Source organism: Nostoc sp. C057 (assembly GCF_013393925.1).
Lineage (GTDB): Bacteria > Cyanobacteriota > Cyanobacteriia > Cyanobacteriales > Nostocaceae > Nostoc > Nostoc muscorum_A.
This window is the reverse complement of the sequence record NZ_CP040281.1, coordinates 1,125,920-1,143,962: the sequence shown is the minus strand read 5'-3', so window position 1 is coordinate 1,143,962 and position 18,043 is coordinate 1,125,920. Positions and strand designations below refer to the sequence as shown.

At 40.9% G+C, this 18,043-nt stretch carries 19 protein-coding genes; 3 read left to right on the top strand and 16 right to left on the bottom strand.

Annotated features, from left to right (window positions below):
• The first annotated feature begins 340 nt into the window (after positions 1-340).
• Both FD724_RS04760 and FD724_RS04755 read left to right on the top strand, forming a co-directional pair.
• Complete coding sequence (locus FD724_RS04760) at positions 341-1,093, top strand: Mut7-C RNAse domain-containing protein (RefSeq protein WP_179071762.1); 753 nt, start codon at positions 341-343, stop codon at positions 1,091-1,093.
• Positions 1,094-2,065 (top strand): ROK family protein, encoded by a 972-nt coding sequence (locus FD724_RS04755; RefSeq protein WP_179071761.1) that lies wholly within the window; start codon positions 1,094-1,096, stop codon positions 2,063-2,065.
• Between the two features lie 94 nt (positions 2,066-2,159).
• Here the strand turns inward: FD724_RS04755 and FD724_RS04750 are convergent, their stop codons facing one another.
• From FD724_RS04750 to FD724_RS04695, 12 genes are all read right to left on the bottom strand, one after another.
• On the bottom strand, positions 2,160-2,684 hold the full coding sequence (locus FD724_RS04750) for a HEPN domain-containing protein (RefSeq protein WP_179071760.1): 525 nt from the start codon (positions 2,682-2,684) through the stop codon (positions 2,160-2,162).
• A 6-nt stretch (positions 2,685-2,690) separates the two neighbouring features.
• Positions 2,691-3,884 carry a DUF262 domain-containing protein gene (locus tag FD724_RS04745; RefSeq protein ID WP_179071759.1) on the bottom strand — a complete coding sequence of 398 codons (1,194 nt, stop codon included), beginning with the start codon at positions 3,882-3,884 and terminating at the stop codon, positions 2,691-2,693.
• Positions 3,885-4,180: 296 nt separating this feature from the next.
• The gene (gene proB, locus FD724_RS04740) at positions 4,181-5,284 is read right to left on the bottom strand and encodes a glutamate 5-kinase (RefSeq protein ID WP_179071758.1); all 1,104 of its coding nucleotides are present in this window, start codon (positions 5,282-5,284) and stop codon (positions 4,181-4,183) included.
• A gap of 301 nt (positions 5,285-5,585) precedes the next feature.
• Positions 5,586-6,125 (bottom strand): YqeG family HAD IIIA-type phosphatase, encoded by a 540-nt coding sequence (locus FD724_RS04735; RefSeq protein WP_179071757.1) that lies wholly within the window; start codon positions 6,123-6,125, stop codon positions 5,586-5,588.
• Between the two features lie 53 nt (positions 6,126-6,178).
• Complete coding sequence (locus FD724_RS04730; RefSeq protein WP_179071756.1) at positions 6,179-6,805, bottom strand: hypothetical protein; 627 nt, start codon at positions 6,803-6,805, stop codon at positions 6,179-6,181.
• Between the two features lie 206 nt (positions 6,806-7,011).
• On the bottom strand, positions 7,012-7,584 hold the full coding sequence (locus FD724_RS04725) for a DUF3727 domain-containing protein (protein WP_179071755.1): 573 nt from the start codon (positions 7,582-7,584) through the stop codon (positions 7,012-7,014).
• Between the two features lie 141 nt (positions 7,585-7,725).
• Positions 7,726-8,202, bottom strand: coding sequence for a Holliday junction resolvase RuvX (ruvX, locus tag FD724_RS04720; protein WP_179071754.1), 477 nt, complete (start codon positions 8,200-8,202; stop codon positions 7,726-7,728).
• A complete protein-coding gene (locus FD724_RS04715) occupies positions 8,202-9,440 on the bottom strand; it encodes a GNAT family N-acetyltransferase (protein ID WP_179071753.1) in 1,239 nt (412 codons plus the stop codon). The genes ruvX and FD724_RS04715 overlap by 1 nt, the downstream gene beginning before the upstream one ends.
• 221 nt (positions 9,441-9,661) lie before the next feature.
• The gene (locus tag FD724_RS04710) at positions 9,662-9,868 is read right to left on the bottom strand and encodes a hypothetical protein (protein WP_012407131.1); all 207 of its coding nucleotides are present in this window, start codon (positions 9,866-9,868) and stop codon (positions 9,662-9,664) included.
• A gap of 144 nt (positions 9,869-10,012) precedes the next feature.
• The gene (locus FD724_RS04705; protein ID WP_179071752.1) at positions 10,013-10,504 is read right to left on the bottom strand and encodes a hypothetical protein; all 492 of its coding nucleotides are present in this window, start codon (positions 10,502-10,504) and stop codon (positions 10,013-10,015) included.
• Between the two features lie 194 nt (positions 10,505-10,698).
• Entirely contained in the window at positions 10,699-12,852 is a 2,154-nt protein-coding gene (locus FD724_RS04700) for a pentapeptide repeat-containing protein (RefSeq protein ID WP_179071751.1), read from the bottom strand.
• A gap of 184 nt (positions 12,853-13,036) precedes the next feature.
• Positions 13,037-13,381 (bottom strand): hypothetical protein, encoded by a 345-nt coding sequence (locus tag FD724_RS04695; protein WP_179071750.1) that lies wholly within the window; start codon positions 13,379-13,381, stop codon positions 13,037-13,039.
• A 468-nt stretch (positions 13,382-13,849) separates the two neighbouring features.
• Here FD724_RS04695 and FD724_RS04690 point away from each other — a divergent pair, with 468 nt between their 5' ends.
• Positions 13,850-14,281: a hypothetical protein gene (locus FD724_RS04690; RefSeq protein ID WP_179071749.1), complete on the top strand. Its 432-nt coding sequence runs from the start codon at positions 13,850-13,852 to the stop codon at positions 14,279-14,281.
• A 43-nt stretch (positions 14,282-14,324) separates the two neighbouring features.
• Here the strand turns inward: FD724_RS04690 and FD724_RS04685 are convergent, their stop codons facing one another.
• From FD724_RS04685 to FD724_RS04670, 4 genes are all read right to left on the bottom strand, one after another.
• Entirely contained in the window at positions 14,325-14,696 is a 372-nt protein-coding gene (locus tag FD724_RS04685) for a hypothetical protein (protein ID WP_012407126.1), read from the bottom strand.
• A gap of 44 nt (positions 14,697-14,740) precedes the next feature.
• Positions 14,741-15,928, bottom strand: a complete 1,188-nt coding sequence (locus tag FD724_RS04680; protein WP_179071748.1) for a glycosyltransferase family 4 protein — start codon at positions 15,926-15,928, stop codon at positions 14,741-14,743.
• A gap of 10 nt (positions 15,929-15,938) precedes the next feature.
• Positions 15,939-16,928 (bottom strand): GDP-mannose 4,6-dehydratase, encoded by a 990-nt coding sequence (locus tag FD724_RS04675; RefSeq protein ID WP_179071747.1) that lies wholly within the window; start codon positions 16,926-16,928, stop codon positions 15,939-15,941.
• A 342-nt stretch (positions 16,929-17,270) separates the two neighbouring features.
• A complete protein-coding gene (locus FD724_RS04670; protein ID WP_041565844.1) occupies positions 17,271-17,711 on the bottom strand; it encodes an anti-sigma regulatory factor in 441 nt (146 codons plus the stop codon).
• Between the last annotated feature and the right edge of the window lie 332 nt (positions 17,712-18,043).

Here is an 18,043-nt window from a genome sequence, read left to right as displayed (position 1 = left end):
CCCCATATTTCATGCGCTATAAATCAATGTTGAAAACTAGTGACCAATTATTAACAGCATCACTGACATCAACATTAACAAACTTGTTATTTACCTTCTTACCTAATCTAACTTCCTGAAACTTATGTCAGAGTTTGATGATAGGCATCTGATTTGACTGTAACTGAACTCAATAATAAATGCAAGTATTTGAGAATCTTTATAGTTTTAATTAAGGTAAAAGGGCATTTTATAGTAGAAATACCTCACTTTAACAAGTATTGATTTTTTCAATACAATAGATAGAGTTTTGCAATTGTGACAAATTCTTGCCAGTAGGGTAATCCAAATATCTGTGGCTATGGCGATCGCATATTTCTACTTCCATGCAGAATTGAATCATTTTTTACCACGGCATCACAAGCAGGTGAAAATATCTCATGTTTTTGAGGAGAAAGCTTCAATTAAGGACATGATTGAGTCGTTAGGTGTCCCTCATCCCGAAGTTGATTTTATAAATGTTAATGGTAAATATGTAAATTTTTCTTACATAGTTTCGGATGGAGATGCTATCAATGTTTATCCAATTTCAGCTAGGAGTGTCATTATACCAAGCATTTCTGTTTTGCCAAAACCACTCAGTATTATCCGCTTTGTTTTAGATATTCATTTGGGGAAACTGGCGACATCATTACGACTTTTAGGTTTTGATACTTTATACCGCAATGACTACGATGATGATAAATTAGCCAAAATATCTTCTAGGCAAGAGCGGATTCTCTTGACTCGTGATAAGGGTTTATTAATGCGTAGTTTGGTAACGCATGGGTATTACGTTAGAAATACTAACCCTCAAGAACAAATTATAGAAGTACTACAACGCTTCGACTTATTTAAATTAATTGCACCATTTAAACGGTGTTTGCGTTGCAATGGATTATTAGAATGTGTAGATAAGCAATCCATTATTGAACAAGTGCCAGAAAAAGTGCGATGCCAGATCGATCAATTCCAGCGTTGTCAAGACTGCGATCGCATTTATTGGAAAGGTTCCCATTATGAACGATTACAACAGTTTATTGACGAAGTATTGAACTCAAGAAAAGGTGAGTGAATGACATTAATTTTAGCTCTCGATTTTGGCGGAACTAAGCTTGCGGCTGCATTGGTAAATATTGGTTCGGGAAAGTGGTTGCGTTATGAACGTCGTCTCTCGCCAGTAGGTGCAAATGCTAGCACTGACTTGGAAATTATGCGATCGCTAATTTACTCGCTGCTAGAAGATGCAAAACCTGCTGCGATCGGTGTCAGCTTCGGCGGCCCGGTTGATGCTTCCACGGGGACGGTGCGACTATCTCATCATGTCGCTGGATGGGAAAATATTCCTCTCAAAGCTTTGCTGGAGGATGAGTTTGGCGTTCCTGTTGATGTAGATAATGACGCTAATATTGCTGCTTTGGGTGAACATCGCTTTGGTGCGGGACAGGGATACGATAGCCTGTTTTATATTACTGTCAGCACTGGCGTGGGTGGTGGTTGGATACTCAACAGTAAGCCTTGGCGGGGTGCTGGTGGGATGGCTGGCGAAATTGGACATATTGTTGTAGATCCTGCTGGGCCAGTGTGTTTATGTGGGAAGCGGGGATGTGTGGAACGTTTGGCTTCGGGGCCTTATATGGCGCAAAATGTTAGGGAAATTTTGGAGAACGAACCGCAGAGGCGCGGAGGACTCAGAGATGGAGAGGTATTGAGGGGTTTGGTGGGGGATGACTTAACTTTGCTGACGGGACAGTTGGTAAGTGAAGCGGCGGCGGCTGGGGATGATTTGGCTAAGGAAGTTTTGCGTAAGGCTGCTTGGGCGCTAGGCGTGGGTATTGGCAATGTAGCGAACTTGATGAATCCGCAGCGCTTTGTGTTGGGAGGCGGTGTGACGAAGGCGGGAGAGGATTTTTGGCGGGTGGTGCGTCAGGTAGCGCGGGAGACGGCTTTACCGGAGGTTGATTTTGAAATTGTACCGGCGGTGCTGGGTGATGATGCGCCTTTGTGGGGGGCTGTGAGATTAGCTGAAATCAGGATGAATGAATAAAGTAGATCATAAAAATCACTGAATCACTGCTGTAGAAAGGTTTTAGCCTGGATATTTATACTTCCTCGATCTAGAGTAAATGCGTTGACAAAATTTAGGAATTCTCGAAATTATCAGATAGCCATTGCACAAATATCATAGCCTCTTGATATAAGTCATATACTTCTTGGGCAGTCTTATCAATTGTATAGTTTGCAAAGTTCTGATGAACTAAACAATTCCTTATATTGCCTAACTCTAAAAAAGCTTTGATCGCGACATCCAATCTAGGCTCTTTTTTTATTTTTTGTAATAATTGATTTTTAAAGTCATCACCAAATAATCCAAAAAATTTATTTGCATTCTTGGCATCCCATTCAAAGTAAGTATGATATTGCCTTTCAATTACCTTACGTTTGACTAAAGAAATTATACACTTATCATTACTAGTCTTACGCTCAACAAAAGCCTGAACTATTTTACAAATTTCTTCCTCGAAAAAGCTTGCTGATGACAACAAAAGGGATTTCTTAAAAGTTACATCGAATTGACTAGCAAAAGATATTTCTTTCTGCTGGTTTAGATATTCGAGTAATTCTAAGTTATCTTTATATATGCGATCAACAATAGTATCTCCCATTTTTCCTCAAGATAGTGTTTGCTCACACAAAATACTCATTGCCCTTTCAAGCCTTTTTTTGACATTTTCTTTACTCGTTGTTTGAGATTGAATAGCTGTTATAAATTCTGCATCATTTTTTAGCGATTCAAGCTTTTCAGAATTTATCTTTCTTTCTACTAAAGATTGTTCTTTAAATGCACTGCTACATTGAGCAAAAAACACAGCCTCAAACATAGATATATTAAATTTCTTCGTTGTCTTTAAATAAAAAGCTTTTTCAGGTAAATTTGAACAAGTTAGTAAGAAAGAGTTGAATAAAATTTCAAGATAATTTATTTTTTCTTTACTCAATTTCTTACACTTTCTGGAAAAATCATTAAGAAACTTAACCATTGAAGATTGATATGCTTCCCATTCCATCAATATTGCAAATCCTCTCAACAGGGTTTCAATATCTTTCATATTCAAGTCTGGTTCATTCACACCAATGATTTTACGCCACTCTGTAAGCGTATTAAGTTTGTAGAGCATAGTGTAAAAGTCTGAATAGTAAAGACTCATTCGTATTTCTTGAGGCTTCAAATTGACACCGCCAGAATTAAGCCTATTAAATATTTCATATATACAGGAATCATCATTTTCAGGAAAGTTTTGCTTAATAAAAACATTCCTAATGGTTCTTAAATCAAATGCAAATTTATATTCAGCAAGTGTAGAGTAGTTGAGTTTATTTAATTTATTTGGTTGGTGAGGCGTGTTTACAGGTAGCTGTAGATTGAAACTCGTAAAATATTCATCATCATTAAGAACGTTGTCAGGTATTTTACCATTTTGTTCAAAAACTCTCCTCAGAAAATTTCTTTTATCTTTTTTTGGAAATCTTTGCTTTATAAAATAAAAAATGGACATCAGGCGTTGCTGTCCATCTATCACAAGAAAACTATTTCTTGACTCTTCATACAAAAATATTTGAGGAATAGGTAAACCAATAATAATAGATTCAATTAATTTTGAAGCTCGTTTAATATCCCATACATAGTTACGCTGAAAAGCCGGAATCTTAATTGCACCAGACTCCATAAAGTCATACATTGTGCGAGTATTAAAATCATTAGGAGATGTTGTTATCTCATACTCATTTATCGTGTATGATTCTTCCTCTGGGGAGTCATCATAAGATTCAAACCAATTTAATGTGATTTCAGAATTGTCCTGCATCTGCTACTTAAATAAATCGGGCTAATTAAATTAACTTTATATAGCGTTTCCTAAGCAATTGAAGTACACCCAAATCTTTTTTACCAAGGTTAGTAGCTTTGAAAACATACCTCACTAGATCAGAAATCGCTATAAGGTTACTAGCTTACACAAGTAGGCTAAGTATGTATAGCTTCAAACTTTTAGTCTGAAGGTAAATAAAGTCTTTGGTATGAATTATAGTATACATTTATATTATGTGTAAACAACAATGCTTGTTTGTCTAAATTTTTGCTTTAATTATTCGCTTGACTTTACTAAATCAAAACCAAATTATCCCGGTGAATAACTGTTTCTACACCGACATAGCCTAAAATTGTAGGAATTTCTCGTGAATGACAGCCACGAATCTTTTGCAGATCATTGCTGTTGTAATTCACAAGTCCTCTGGCAATTTCGTTACCGTTGCTATCACACAATTGCACAGCATCCTGTGTGTCAAATTCTCCTTCTACTAACTTAATTCCAGCAGCTAATAACGATTTTCCCCCAAGAGAAATTGCCGCGATCGCACCTTCATCTAAATACAATTTACCCGCAGGTAAAAGTCCGTAAGCTATCCAACGTTTACGCGCCGAAGTTGGTTCAGGTTGCGGTTCAAAATGCGTCCCAATAAGTTCGCCTTGGATAATTTTTTCGATATTCCGGGGAAATCGCCCTTGAGTAATTACAGTCCGCACTCCCGCAGCGATCGCAATTCTCGCAGCCGAAATTTTTGTCACCATCCCACCAGTACCCCACTGAGAACCTTGGGAACCTATTTGTAATTCAGCTAATTCTTTAATGCTACTAACTAGAGCGATCGGCCGCGCATCTGGTACGGAACGCGGATCGGCTGAGTACAGTCTATCGACATCGGTAAGCAAAAATAGCCAATCTGCTTCTACTAGGCTGGCAACTAATGCCGAAAGGGTGTCATTATCACCAAATTTTAGTTCATCTATAGCTACGGTATCATTTTCATTGACTATGGGGATCACTCCCAGTCCCAGTAATTCCTGAAAGGTGTTGTAGGCGTTGAGATAGCGGCTGCGCTGTACTAAGTCACTGCGAGTTAGTAATACTTGAGCGATCGCCTGTTGCAGAGTAGTAAATAAATCATCGTATATCCGAATTAACCTACCTTGTCCAACTGCTGCTACAGCTTGTTTGAGTGCGATCGCTTTAGGACGTTCTGTTAACCCCAACCGCGCACAACCTACCCCCACAGCACCAGAGGAAACCAAAATTACCCTGTGTCCCTGGCTTCTCAAATGGCAGAGTGTTTCCGCCAAGGTAGCGATGGTAGAAAGTGCTAATTGTCCCGTTTCTGGTTGAGTTAGGCTAGAAGTACCGATTTTGACAACAATTGTTTTAGTCATTAGTCATTGGTCATTAGTCATTAGTCATTGGTCATTGGTCATTAGTCATTGGTCATTGGTCATTACTAACTGGCGAATGACAACGGACGAATGACAACGGACAAATGACAAATGACTAAAGAAATTGTAAAGCGCCAATCCCTCTATAGTGAAGGCTGACGCTTTACGGGTGTATATTTACTTAGTATGAGTTAGGGTCTTTTTTGGCTGACCCCATGTTATTAATACTTATGATCCCCGATTTTTGGCTTCCAGTAAGATTCCTTAACCATTTCTTTAGATTTACTTTCCTGACGATTTCTTAACTTTTATGAATCTTGCTTTTCTTGGGGGTAATAGAGGCTCCTAAGATTTCAGATACCCAAACTTCAAAGTTGCGGACGGGATGAGAGCGGAGGGCTGCGTCTGCATGGACAATCGGTTCAACTAGAATGGTAAACATCCCCAGGCGATTACCTGCTATGACATCGGTAAATAAGCGATCGCCTACCATCCCCACTTGATGCACTGGTAGATCCATTGTTCTGACTGCTGCCCTAATTTTGCGTCGAGAGGGCTTGGCTGCACCCAAATAGTAAGGTAAATTGAGCGATCGCGCAATTCCCCCAATTCGTGCTTCACTCAGGTTATTACTTACCAAACACAATGCAGTACAGGTACGAATTTGTTCTACCCACTCTCGTAGTTCTGGGGAAGCCATCCCTACTGTAAAAGGTACTAAGGTTTCGTCTACATCCAACACCAGCCCTTTAAGCCCGTATTTTTGGATAATATCTGGTGTTAGATTCAACACTGAACCTTCTAAAATCAAGTCAGGTTGCAAAAGGTTGTTCCAGGCCATAGTCAACAGTCAAATTTAAATAGCTCAGACAAATGAGCATAACCCAATATAGTTTAGTTAGTCGAACTGCATTCTGGAATATCTCCCTGAACATTTTGAGATAAAATCCCTAATATCTTATCTATTTCTTTGATGTAAAAATTACTCAAATCAATAAATATATCGTTTTCTTCTAACTTCAAAAACTTCCAAATATCCCCTGTAGTTACTGCGCCGTAAATTTTTCTGATTTCATTTCCTTCTTGTTGATTAAACAATTGTGCTGCCAACATTGCGGCCGCACATTGACCTAATCCACCTTTAATATTTTCATTTTTGGCTTCAATAATAACCACTACAGGCACATTAATTGTTAGTTGCTCTTTAGAACGACTGATGATAAAGTCACAATAGCCATTCAGACCGTTTTCTGCATCTACATTAAAATCTGTTCCCGAAAATAAACTAATTGGATAATTAGCCCTGCGTCTTACCTCCAACAAGATCGGAGTGATAATCATTTCTGAACGAGCTTTTTCAGTATTAATTGCTAAAGCCAGTTCTGTAGTTTCTTCTAAAGAATTTTTGAGTTTCTCACTTGCCTGTAAAGGTTCTATGTCGGCACATAAATCAGTTTCTTCATCGATGCGGATGCTGAATGACTTTTTAAATTTACTTAATGTAAAGTCGCTATAAGCCATTTTCAGCACCTCATGGTAATTTTTTATTTTGGATTAAAAATCCTTGCTAAAATGCTTTTTTCAGAATTTTAAACAACACAAATTACCCCAATTTTGTTTCAATTTTTCATTGCTTCCAGATTTAATGGGATATGGTAAAAGGTTTAAGTAGATTTCGATTAAAATAAAAATTCAAAATGAAAATGTAACATTTTGAATTTTTATTTTTATTCTACTTCATTAAAAAGATGTTCCTCTAACAGGGGTTGCACTTTGCGAAACTCCTCTGGAGAGAGTAATTCCGGTTCACCTGTTTTTGCTATCCGTGCAAAAAACAACAGGGGATCGAGGGGTGTATAAATTGCATACTCCTGATCTTCATCATAGAAGCTAGCAAGTAACTGTAATTGCTCTGGATCTAAATCTGCCTCTTCGTCTTCAATTTCTAAGGTGAAGAGTTCTGATTCTTCAACTGGCGGTAAATCACCTGCAACGGTCAAAGCATAAGCTGTGTTCTTTAATATCAGATTCTGCTCAGATAGTACAGCTTGGGCAGTGGCAAAAATTTGCTCAATGATGTTGTCGTCTTCTACCAGAACCGCTTCTTCTTCCTCATCGTCGCCTTCCCAAGAAAAAATCTCTACAGGTGAGTCTACAGGAAGAAGTAAAACGTATTCTTGTTCATCGACCTCAAGGGAATGCTCTACATAACATTCGAGCGATCGCCCTTTTTCATCGGTTAAAGTGATGGAACCCGCATGAGCGTTATCATTTTCTTCAGGAAATGGAGGAGAAAACATAGCCGAAATGTAAAAATTTAATAAATACCAGCAAGTTGAGAAATCGCTTAACTATTTAATGATGTTTTTGTCAACAAAATAGCTTTACACGTAGATACAACTGCTAGCTAATCGTTTTTCAGAATATCATGTTAAAAGGTATCAATATTCAATAGCCGCAACTGAACTACGGGAACTAGCACGCTTAACATCCAGCCATTGTTGCAAGATCAAAGCGGCTGCCTTGCGGTCAATCAAAGCTTTATGGCGTGATGGAGAGCGGTTTTCAGCAATTAGCAGTTGCTCTGCTTGAAATGAAGTTAATCGCTCATCTACATATTCCACAGGCAGTTTCAAGGCTTTAGTAAGTCTTGTAGTAAATTTTTGAACTTGACGCGCTTGAAATCCTATAGAGCCATCCATTGAATAAGGTAAGCCCATAACTAGGATTTGCACCTCGCGTTCATTAACTATTTGCCGGATTTGCTCGACATCCTGCTCAAAAGATGTGCGCTCAATTGTGGTAATCCCAGTGGCAATTAAACCCGTGCGATCGCACCCAGCCACACCAATCCGCTTGCGACCAAAATCTAGTCCCAAGGCTGAAATAAAGAGTTTTGGCTGCTCCTGGGATATCACTAATTCTCCTGCTCTGCATCTGCTGATTCAGAAATCGGCGATGCTTCTATGCTTGGGTTTTTTACCGAAAAGTTAATCGGTTCTGACTTAATTGGCAGTGGTTTATCTGGCGATGGCAGCTTTCCTGGTTGTATCCATGACATTCCACCTGGTATAGGTTTACGTGCTGGTTGTAAACCTTGCAGCATATCAGTCCACTGAATTCCTTCTAAAGAGACAAATTTCGACTCTCGTAGCTTGTGCCACACCGAGCGAGACATAACTAATGTATGTTTTATGCGTTTTGCGCCAATTCGCTCCAAATACTCTTCTCGCTCTGCCTGATAGTCGGAGGAGGCTAGTTGTAAACCTTGCTGAGGAAAATCTTGGGCAATCCGAGCCAGTTGAGATAACAATTCTGGATACAGCCAAGTGTAAGCAGGATGAACTGTCAGCGTTGCAGAGTGAGGAACTTCTCCCTTCCGGTCAAGTTGCACCTGAAAATAGCCAATGGCAGCTTTGCGTTGGGGTTCAAATACGTAACCACTGACTACTTCTGTTTTCGTCAGCCATTGCTTCACTGCATCAGTCAGAGCGCCGAATAAACTGGTTTTGAAGTCGCGGGTATTGCGGTCAAAAACTTGACGTACCAAAGGTGGCATAGATGCTGTATCTAGTTGATATAGCAACTGGGCATCAGCATTACTCACTGGCAAAAGGTTGGGCAAATCTGGCTCTGCTTGTGCCAATTCAGCCAGTAATTCTGGCCCAATTTCCCAATACGTCATTTCTGCCAGACGCTGGAATCCATTTTGGCGATATAGTGCCAGCGCCTCTATGTCATTGATGTTAACTTCCAGTAGCCAAGTGCGAGCTTCCAAAATCGATTCAAAGCAATGACGCAAAAGTTGCGAACCAATTCCTTGTTTATCGACACCACGCTCTAACAGCACTTGATCGATGCGCCAAGTGCTGCGTGTCCGGTTAAAGGGTGACACTTGAATCATTCCTAGAAGCATCCGCCCTTGCTCTGCCACATAAGCACAGAGGCGATACTGGAGTGGGTTAGGAAACCAACTCAAAAACTTGAGTAATCCATACCAGCGACGCAGCATGAGCATCTGGCTGATGGCAAAACCTGCTCCCTGGGGAGTAAGGGCTGCGAATGACTCTTGAGTTATGCGCTCAATTCCGTCCAAATCCCGGTATTGGACTGGTCGGATAACAACGCTAAGGTTTCTGGGAAGTAATGAAGTCATTTTTATTCGAGCCGCTATTTAGCCTTAACTAACTGCTCTTCAAAGGAACTGCTGCAATAATATTAACTGCTTTCTGCCCTTTACTAGTGCGTCAAAAGTGTGATTTGAGTAATTTAATACTTAAAAAAGCAGAAAAGCAGACCTTGTGAGAACACCATTGGCGTTAACGTAACAACATCTGCCTTTATTTTATTTGAATTTTGATTAAAATTTGTATATATTTACAGCCCTTGTCGAGAAACTAGCTTTTCAAAGTGGGCTTGGGTTTGATGGAGTAATTGCTGGCGACTATCTACCAGTGTTTGTTTCAGGGATGGAACAAGATTGCGAGCTTGCAGAGTCATGTGAAGTTGCAGGTTGGCAACATATTCACTGAAATCTTGATTCACTTCATCTGCGCCCGCATCTGTTAATAAATTGGATTCCATTGCCACTGTGTTCTCCTGTGTTAATCCTGTGCTATTTCTCTTCATGACAAAAAATTATCATGTTGTTTGGACTAACTTCTTAATTTGCAATGAAGTTTAACGCTTCTTAGGGATAGCGATCGCAGCAGGGCTTTATTTAGCCCATTAAAATCTCAAACCAACACCACCTTGTACAGAGATAGCTGTACCACCGCTATCACGGTAGGCATCAAAAGCAATGATGGCGTTGCCAAAAAGCACAGTATTGCTATTTGGGATCATATAATCAATGCCTGGTTGTAAAGCAAAGCTGATTTTGTCGCCCACAGGAGAAGATCCACCACCACCAGCCAAGACTAACCCAGCACCCAGGTAAGCATCAGCTTGCCAGTTGAGGGGAAAATCGTAAGAAACCGTTGGCACAACTGCTGTATTATTACCAATTAACACTTGGGCACGCAGTGAAAGCGGTGCTTCCAAAAGCTTGTAGCGCCCAGCTATTACTCCCCCGAATTGGATACCATCAGTAAAACCAACAGTGGGGCCTATACCTACATAACTGCCATAAGCTACTTGAGCTTGTGCTGGTTTAGTAGTCGCCAGACTCAAGACCAAGCTAGCCCCTAAAACTGAAACCAAATATGGAATATACTTCATAATCGACTCCTCACACCATTTTGTTATTTATCATTGGGCATTGGGCAAAACAGTTCCGAGTGAGGAGTGCTGTTAGCGGTAGCGGGGCGTTTAGCCCGTGAAGAGTTAGGAGTTACGAATTCTCCCCCTGCTTCCCCTGACTCCCCCTGCCTCCCCTGCTCCCTGCCCCCCTGCCTCCCTGCTCCCCTTCCATTCTACGGGCAACGAGGATGAATGCCCCCTTGAGTACAAATGTATGCTAATTGCTTGGAATCTAAATTTTTGGCTTGAGAAAAATCAACCCCTTGGACTACGGCAGATACTGAGCCTAAATCTGGGGTTTTGACAAATTGATCTGCTGGATCTTCTTTGCTAGGGGCGAGAATTGCCCCCTTAAAATCTGCTCCTGCCACATTTGCTCCCCGTAAATCTGCAAGACTTAGGTCAGCATTTTGTAAGTTAACGTTTTCCATCTGAGCAGAACGCAAAACAGCACCAGCTAAACGAGTGGCGCTCAGGTTAGCATTGCTGAGATTAGCACGATCCAAATAGGCTCCTGATAAATCTGCTCCTTGCCAATCAGTGTTAGTTAAGTTGGCAAAGGATAATTGCGTTCCTATAGCAGTAACACGACCTAAACGAGCTGCGTAAAGATTGGCTTCATTCAATTTAGCGTCACCTAAATCAGCCCCAGTTAAGCTGGCTCTTTCCAAAACTGCGTTTCGCAGATCGGCTCCTACCAGTTGGGTGCTGTTGAGTTTAGCGTCATATAGACGCGCGTTAGATAAGTTGGCTCTATTGAGAGTGGCGCGGCTCAAATCAATCCGGTTCATCAAGACGCGACTGAGGTTAGCATCAGTAAGATTGGCTTGCTGCAACTGAGCTTGGCTTAAATCAGCTATTACATCATCGTATGTATCCCAACGTCCATCTTCACCCACACCTCGAAAGCGGCTACCCTTAAAGCTAGCTTGGTTGAGATTTGCAGATTTAAACTTAACTCCTGATAAATCAAGGTTGTCTAGTACTAAGTTGAAGAATGAACTACCTGGAGTACCGCTTTGACCTAATTGGGTGCTACTAAGGTCAACGCCTTCCATTTTTCCGCTATACACAGAGAGAATTTTGTTGATTGTTCTCTGATTTCTTTGTAGCCGCCCTTGTCGCAATTCCCGTTCTTTTGTTGCAGCACTGCCCACAGACTCCAGTTCACTAACCAAAAACTGATTCTTATTTTTTAATTCGGGGATAGCTTGGGGCCCGACAGTTGTCAAAGATTGTTGAATGGTATCCAGGAGGCTGGGGTTGGTTTCGCTAACCAATAAATCCGCCAGAAATTTTATAGATTGTGGATCGTTAAGACCACCCATAGCCAGAATTGCACTTTGGCGTTGCTCATTAGTCGCCCCAGAGTTCGGAGTTAATTGTTTGACAAGTTCGAGGAACTGTTGGCTATTAATTTGCTTAGTTGCTCGCTGGGATTGTTGAATTTGGATATAAACTTGAGTACCTATTAAAGTTGCCAATACAGCCGTCATACTCGTTAGTCCTACCCCAAACAAAGTCAGGTTAGGATTTTGCTGTATCCGCCGCCACAGGTTGGGCGACTGGGTGGTTTCGGCTGCCGCTAATTCTTCTTCTTGCCCTTCTGCTTCATTATTACCGTCAGCAGATTGAGCTTGTCTGTTGTTAGCTAAGAGTGAGGATGGTATGGGGCGAGTTGCATCTATTGTATAAGTGCCTGCAAGTTGATCGTGCAGGGCGCGACGACCCCGGCGCGATGGTAAGCCGATCCCTTCACCCACAATTATTAATAAAGACAAAAATGTGAATAATCCTAAATTCGGAAAAGCAAAGCTGTAGCGCCACAGTAAATAAGCGATGGAAATAGGTACAGTCCAACGTCCAACTCCTTCTCTAATGACAACAGCCCCCAATCCGGGAGGCTTCCCTTGCTCGTTGACAACCCGCACCTTGAACCAGCGTTTAGGAATTGTCCTACCAGTCTTAGCTAGTAAGTACAATTGCCACCATGAGAGAGTTACAGGCGCTAACAGGGCGATTGTCCATAAAATATTAGTTGGCCATGCGACGTTACGGATGCCATAGCTCACAGGTAGAGCTAGGGGTCTAGCGATCGCTCTTTCCGTAACTACTAGCACGGGGTTAAGAGGTACTCGGTTCAGATCGCTTCTAGAATTCGCATAAACACCAATGCCGAAAGGAATCAACCCACTGGCAACCACTAGTGTGATTTCAGCCGCCCAAGCAGCAAAACGCCTACTTGCTAGCAACATTGAACTGGCTCTTTCCGGTTCTTTTGACTGACCAGATTGATTACTACTTCTCCTCACAATTGGTGATGTCATCAGATAATTCCCTTTGATATTATTTTTACGCCGCGATCGGCACAATTAAAATAGACTAAGCTAATCGGCAAAAAGAAAAGCATATTGAAATAGAATTGAGGAGTTATGAGAGTCAGGAGCCTTTTGTATTATGACTCCTGACTCTCATAACTCCGGGCAGATTGCCAAGTAATTGCATATCAACTTATTGCTTACGTTGAAAGCTACTAGACACAAAAAATTTGTATCCAACATACACTAACACTGCTAAAAGTGCCAGAGTTATTACAGATGCAACTAGTTTAAACACTGCTTGCAGCATCGCCAAGCCTACTAGCACCGTCACACCTGAAACTACCAGCTTTTTTGTTCCAGATAAGCCGTTGAACCAAATCTTAAATCGCTCCAGTTGCAAGCTCAAGTTGGCAAAAACAGACTGAGGCATCTGTTTTTGTCCTTGTGGTTGAGTAACCGCTCCAGGTGCGGAATTAATTTCTGCCTCTAACTTATCGAGGCGACGCTGTAAGTCTTCTTCTGGTTGAGGATTCATAAATCTTTATCTACCTCAGTTAGCATATTTATTCGACAACAGACCAACTAAATTCTATTTTTGGTGGTTGTCTTAGTGATTTTAGCTAATGTCTGTGTGTGTAATACCCTTCTGACAGGTAAAAATTATGTTTTTTTGTTATTGTCTGGTAATTTATCTAATTTCTCCAGTAATTTTACGTTTCTAAAATGTAAAAAATAAGGCTTTTTAGGCGAATGCTTATTCTACTGGTGGTTAAATATTTTAGTAGAGAAGCGATCGCCAGCCATCATGATATATGACTTAATTTGCAGGATAAATGTAGAGCCTTTACTTGGCGACAGCTCTACATCCCATCTTTACAAACAATTTTTAATTTAATGGTATTAGGTTATACGGCAGCTTTTGGAACCAAGATAAATTGATATCGTCAATTAAATTAGACTGTATAACAATAATTGCTCTAAAAAATCTGGAGCATTAATTAAAATGAAAACGCTTCGGCTACTTGCAATTCTTCCCATATCTTTGGTGATGAGCTTGGTTTTTACTGAGGCTAATTTGGCACAGACACCAAATGTCCAAATAAATCGGACGTTCCAGCCAGATCCACTGGTTTTGAACGGAAAGTCTGGGGGAACTGTCAAAAGCAATTGTGGCAATATTCCTACTGAACCTAGTCAAGTTATTCAGGTTACAGAGTCACTACCTTATTTACGATTAACAGTAGAAAGTCAAGGGAAGCCAACGCTGTTGATCGACGGGCCAGGGGGACGTTTTTGTGTAATGGCAGATAGCTACTCTGGAGGCAAGCCAGAACAATCTGGTTACTGGCAAGCAGGAAGATACTCAGTATATGTGGGCGAATTATCCCAGCAGCAGCATAAATACAGTCTCTCAATCTCGCAACAAAATAAATAGTCATTAGTCATTTGTGTTTTACTAAGTGACTAATGACCCTTGATTAATCTTCAAGTGATTTGGCTGGAACTTCGACAGCAGTGACATCAATTGTGCCTTCTGGTGTGAAGCGCTGAAAATGACTATCTTGTACTAAAAGCGACTCCCCACAATTAGGACACTGTAATTGACTGTTATTTAAACCCGTAAATTCATATCTACAGACGGGACACTGGTCAGCAACCAAGTTGCGTTGCAGCCACCAACGAAAGCCAAAAAAAGCCACAATGGGTGCTAAAAACAGCAACCCGACAATAATTAGCAACGAATTAACCAACCAACCTAAGCCCAGTGATGCTAGCAACCAAACAACTGCCAGCAGGGTGAGCCAAGGGCGGAGATTTAAAAGATTCAATTGAAATGACTTAAAGCTCATTTTTTAAACGTCGTCCTGCTCTCCTTCTAGGATAGCGATTTTAGTCATTTGTTATTGGGACTCAAAACTGAGGATAGAAGCATTTTTTGCAAGTGCTGTTGGAAGGCATCTATGCCAAACAGAGCGATCGCCTGTTCTCGCAACCACTGTCCATCACATCGTTGGTCATCCCCTTGAAGCATTTCTATACAAGCTGCTGCTACAGCATCAGGATTGCGGTGTGGTACTCGCCATCCCAGTTTACCATCCTGCAAGGGGTCAGCTGAGCCATCGTCATCACCGGATAAGACAGGTACTCCACAAGCCATTGCTTCTAGATAAACAATGCCAAAGCCTTCTTGCGAAGGCATGATATAGGCATCAGCAAGGCGGTAATGTTCCATTAATTCTTCTGTAGCAACAAAACCCGCAAAGACGACGCGATCGCTCACACCCAAATCTTTTGCTAGCTGCGCCAATCGCGGTTGGTCATCACCGCGACCAATTATTAAATATTTCACTTGTGGGAAAACCTGAGCAATTTGTGGTAAGGCCCGAATTGTGACATCTACACCCTTGTAAATATCCCCTGACCATAAGCGTGCTACTGTCATTAATACCTTAGAACCAGTTAAGCCATATTTCTGAACGAATTCTGGCTGCTTGGAACCAGGAGTAAATTTATCCCCATCAATTGCACAAGGCATCATCTCTACCATTTTGGGGTTTAGACCATTGGCAAGACAAGCGCGATCGCGGCTGTAACGGCTAATTGTCCAAATTTTATCTGCTGATGTCAGGGCGCGACGTTCTTGATTTTTTAGAGGTTCCCAGACTTCTTTGCCGTAAGTTAGCACGGTGTAAGGAATCCCCAAGGGCTGGCAAAGAGTTTGGATTAATACTGCTAAGTTAATATGACCGCAGAAAACTTGCTGCGGACGGTTTTGCAATAGACACTTAAGTAAAGCTGCTGTCATTTGCAATCTCCCCAAATGAGGAGACTGATTTTTAAAGTAATGAAATTTTAGGTTCTCAGCTTCAAACAGATTTAACCGATCAGGGCTATCTCGCAGCAAAAAAACTTCCGCCTTGTAAGCTTGGCTCAATCCCAAATAGGCACGGAAAATATCTTTTATATATGATTGAATACCACCTTCGTGGGCAAAAATTTCTAAAAATACGAAGACATGGTTAGTTTTTTGGTTAACTTTATCACCTACCTTTAGGTTTTGTGTCACTTTAGTGATATGCATATTAGGTTATTTACACTTTGGTTAAGGGCGCGATCGCACCGCTTTGTAACCGCTCTAAATCTGTTTTTACCATTTTTTCTAAAAGTTCTTCAAAGCTCACCTGGGTTTCCCAGCCAAGATTTCTTTTAGCTTTGCTGGGGTCAGCTACTAGTTGAAAATGCTCATCTTGTCTCAATAAACTGGTATTTAAAACTATATAGCGTGTCCAATCCAATCCGACAGACTCAAAAGCTGTGGCAACTAAATCTTTAACACTGTGCAGTTTACCAGTGCCAATCACATACTCTTCTGGTTCATCGACTTGCAACATGAGCCACATAGCTTCTACGTAATCTCCCGCAAACCCCCAATCGCGTTTCGCATCTAAATTACCCATTTCTAAGGTGTCAGTTAAACCCAATTTAATCGATGCGGCTGCCAAAGAAACTTTTCGGGTTACAAACTGAGGTGCGCGTAGAGGCGACTCATGGTTATATAAAATTCCACTACAGGCAAATAATCCATAGCGCTGTCTGTGATGCACCATCGTCCAGTGGGCGTGCATTTTCGCCGCAGCATAGGGATTTTTGGGACGAAAAGGCGTTTCCTCATCTTGAGGCGAACTAAATACATCGCCAAACATTTCCGAACTGCTGGCTTGATAAAATCTGGTAGACAAACCAACCTGTCGTACTGCTTCCAAAAGTCTGGTAGCTGTACCAGTGATCAAATCTAGGGTTCCTAATGGGTCGTTCCAAGAGTCGGGTACAAAACTGGGAGCCGCCAAATTGTAAATTTCTTGGGGACGTAGTTGCTCAACTGCGGTCAACAGCGCCCCACTATTCCTCAAGTCAACCGTAAAAATTTCTACCTGATTCGCCAGTGTTCCCAGCTTTGTCAAATTAGGTTGTCGATGGGGAGGTACTAATCCTACAACTCGATAGCCACGGTTGAGGAGCAAATGGCTGAGATAATAGCCATCTTGACCAGTTATTCCTGTGATTAGGGCTGTTTTAGTCATAATCTGTCCCCTATTATCTCTATCTCTTTAAGAACTAAATAGCAGTTCTTGGAGAACAAACATTCCGGCTCTCAACACTGCTGACAAATCTTAACAAGGGAGCTAATATAACTCGAATGCTATCTTTACTGTATTCACTAATTCTTTTTATACAAAAATATTTTTGAGATTTTACAAAAAAATCATAATAACTAAGCAATTTTACGTAAAAAATACATTGCTCCAATTCAAATCATCTTGAAAAAGGAGTATACTTTTATCAATCAAGTAACTACATTTTGTAGCAAAGAGTTTTTCCGCTCATACTTCTGTTTTGAAGTAAGTGGCTTAACTTCGCCTTTCTTATTGTGCTTCTACAGAGTATTTGACGATGAGAAGGCAATTTCTACCATCTGCACCACGTTCGTATACAACACGGTCTGCCAACCGCCGGAGGAGGAACCATCCATACCCGCCTACTTGTAGAGTACCTGGCGCTGGCTCTGCGATCGCATCAGGATTAAAAGGTTTTCCATAATCCCAAATTCTAATCTCTAGTCGATCGATCCACAGATCAACGTTAATTTCAATGGTTGTTTCTGGGGGTAAAGCATGATGAGCGTGACGAACAGCGTTGGTAAAACCTTCTGCTAATGCTAAATTGAGGCGATCTAGTTGGGTTTTTGACCAGCCAAGTTGAGACAAATGTTGCAGACAAAATTGCTCGAACCATTCTTGCACCTGGTTTAGGAGGCTGAGTTCGCTCTTAACCTTCAGATGGTCTTGCTGCACTATAGTAAACATTAACTGTGACTTAAATATAAATAAACCCAAGTTGCTAGTTATTAAATTTTGCATGATTCGCCAAATTGCTCTGATGTAGAAAAATCTAAATTGAGATATTTTATCTACCAAAATACAAAACATGAACGATTTTGGCATTTCGAGGGTTGTAACTAGCAACTTACGTTAATTAAGTGAAAAATGTTTATATTTGATGAATTTTGGTGATTTTAGATTTTGGGATAGCTTTTCAATCCAAAACTCCAGATCCCGAATGCAATCTGAACTATTAAAATTGACGCCTGTAGATTTCTTCCAAAAACATATTTGTAATATGCTCTTGAAACTCACAG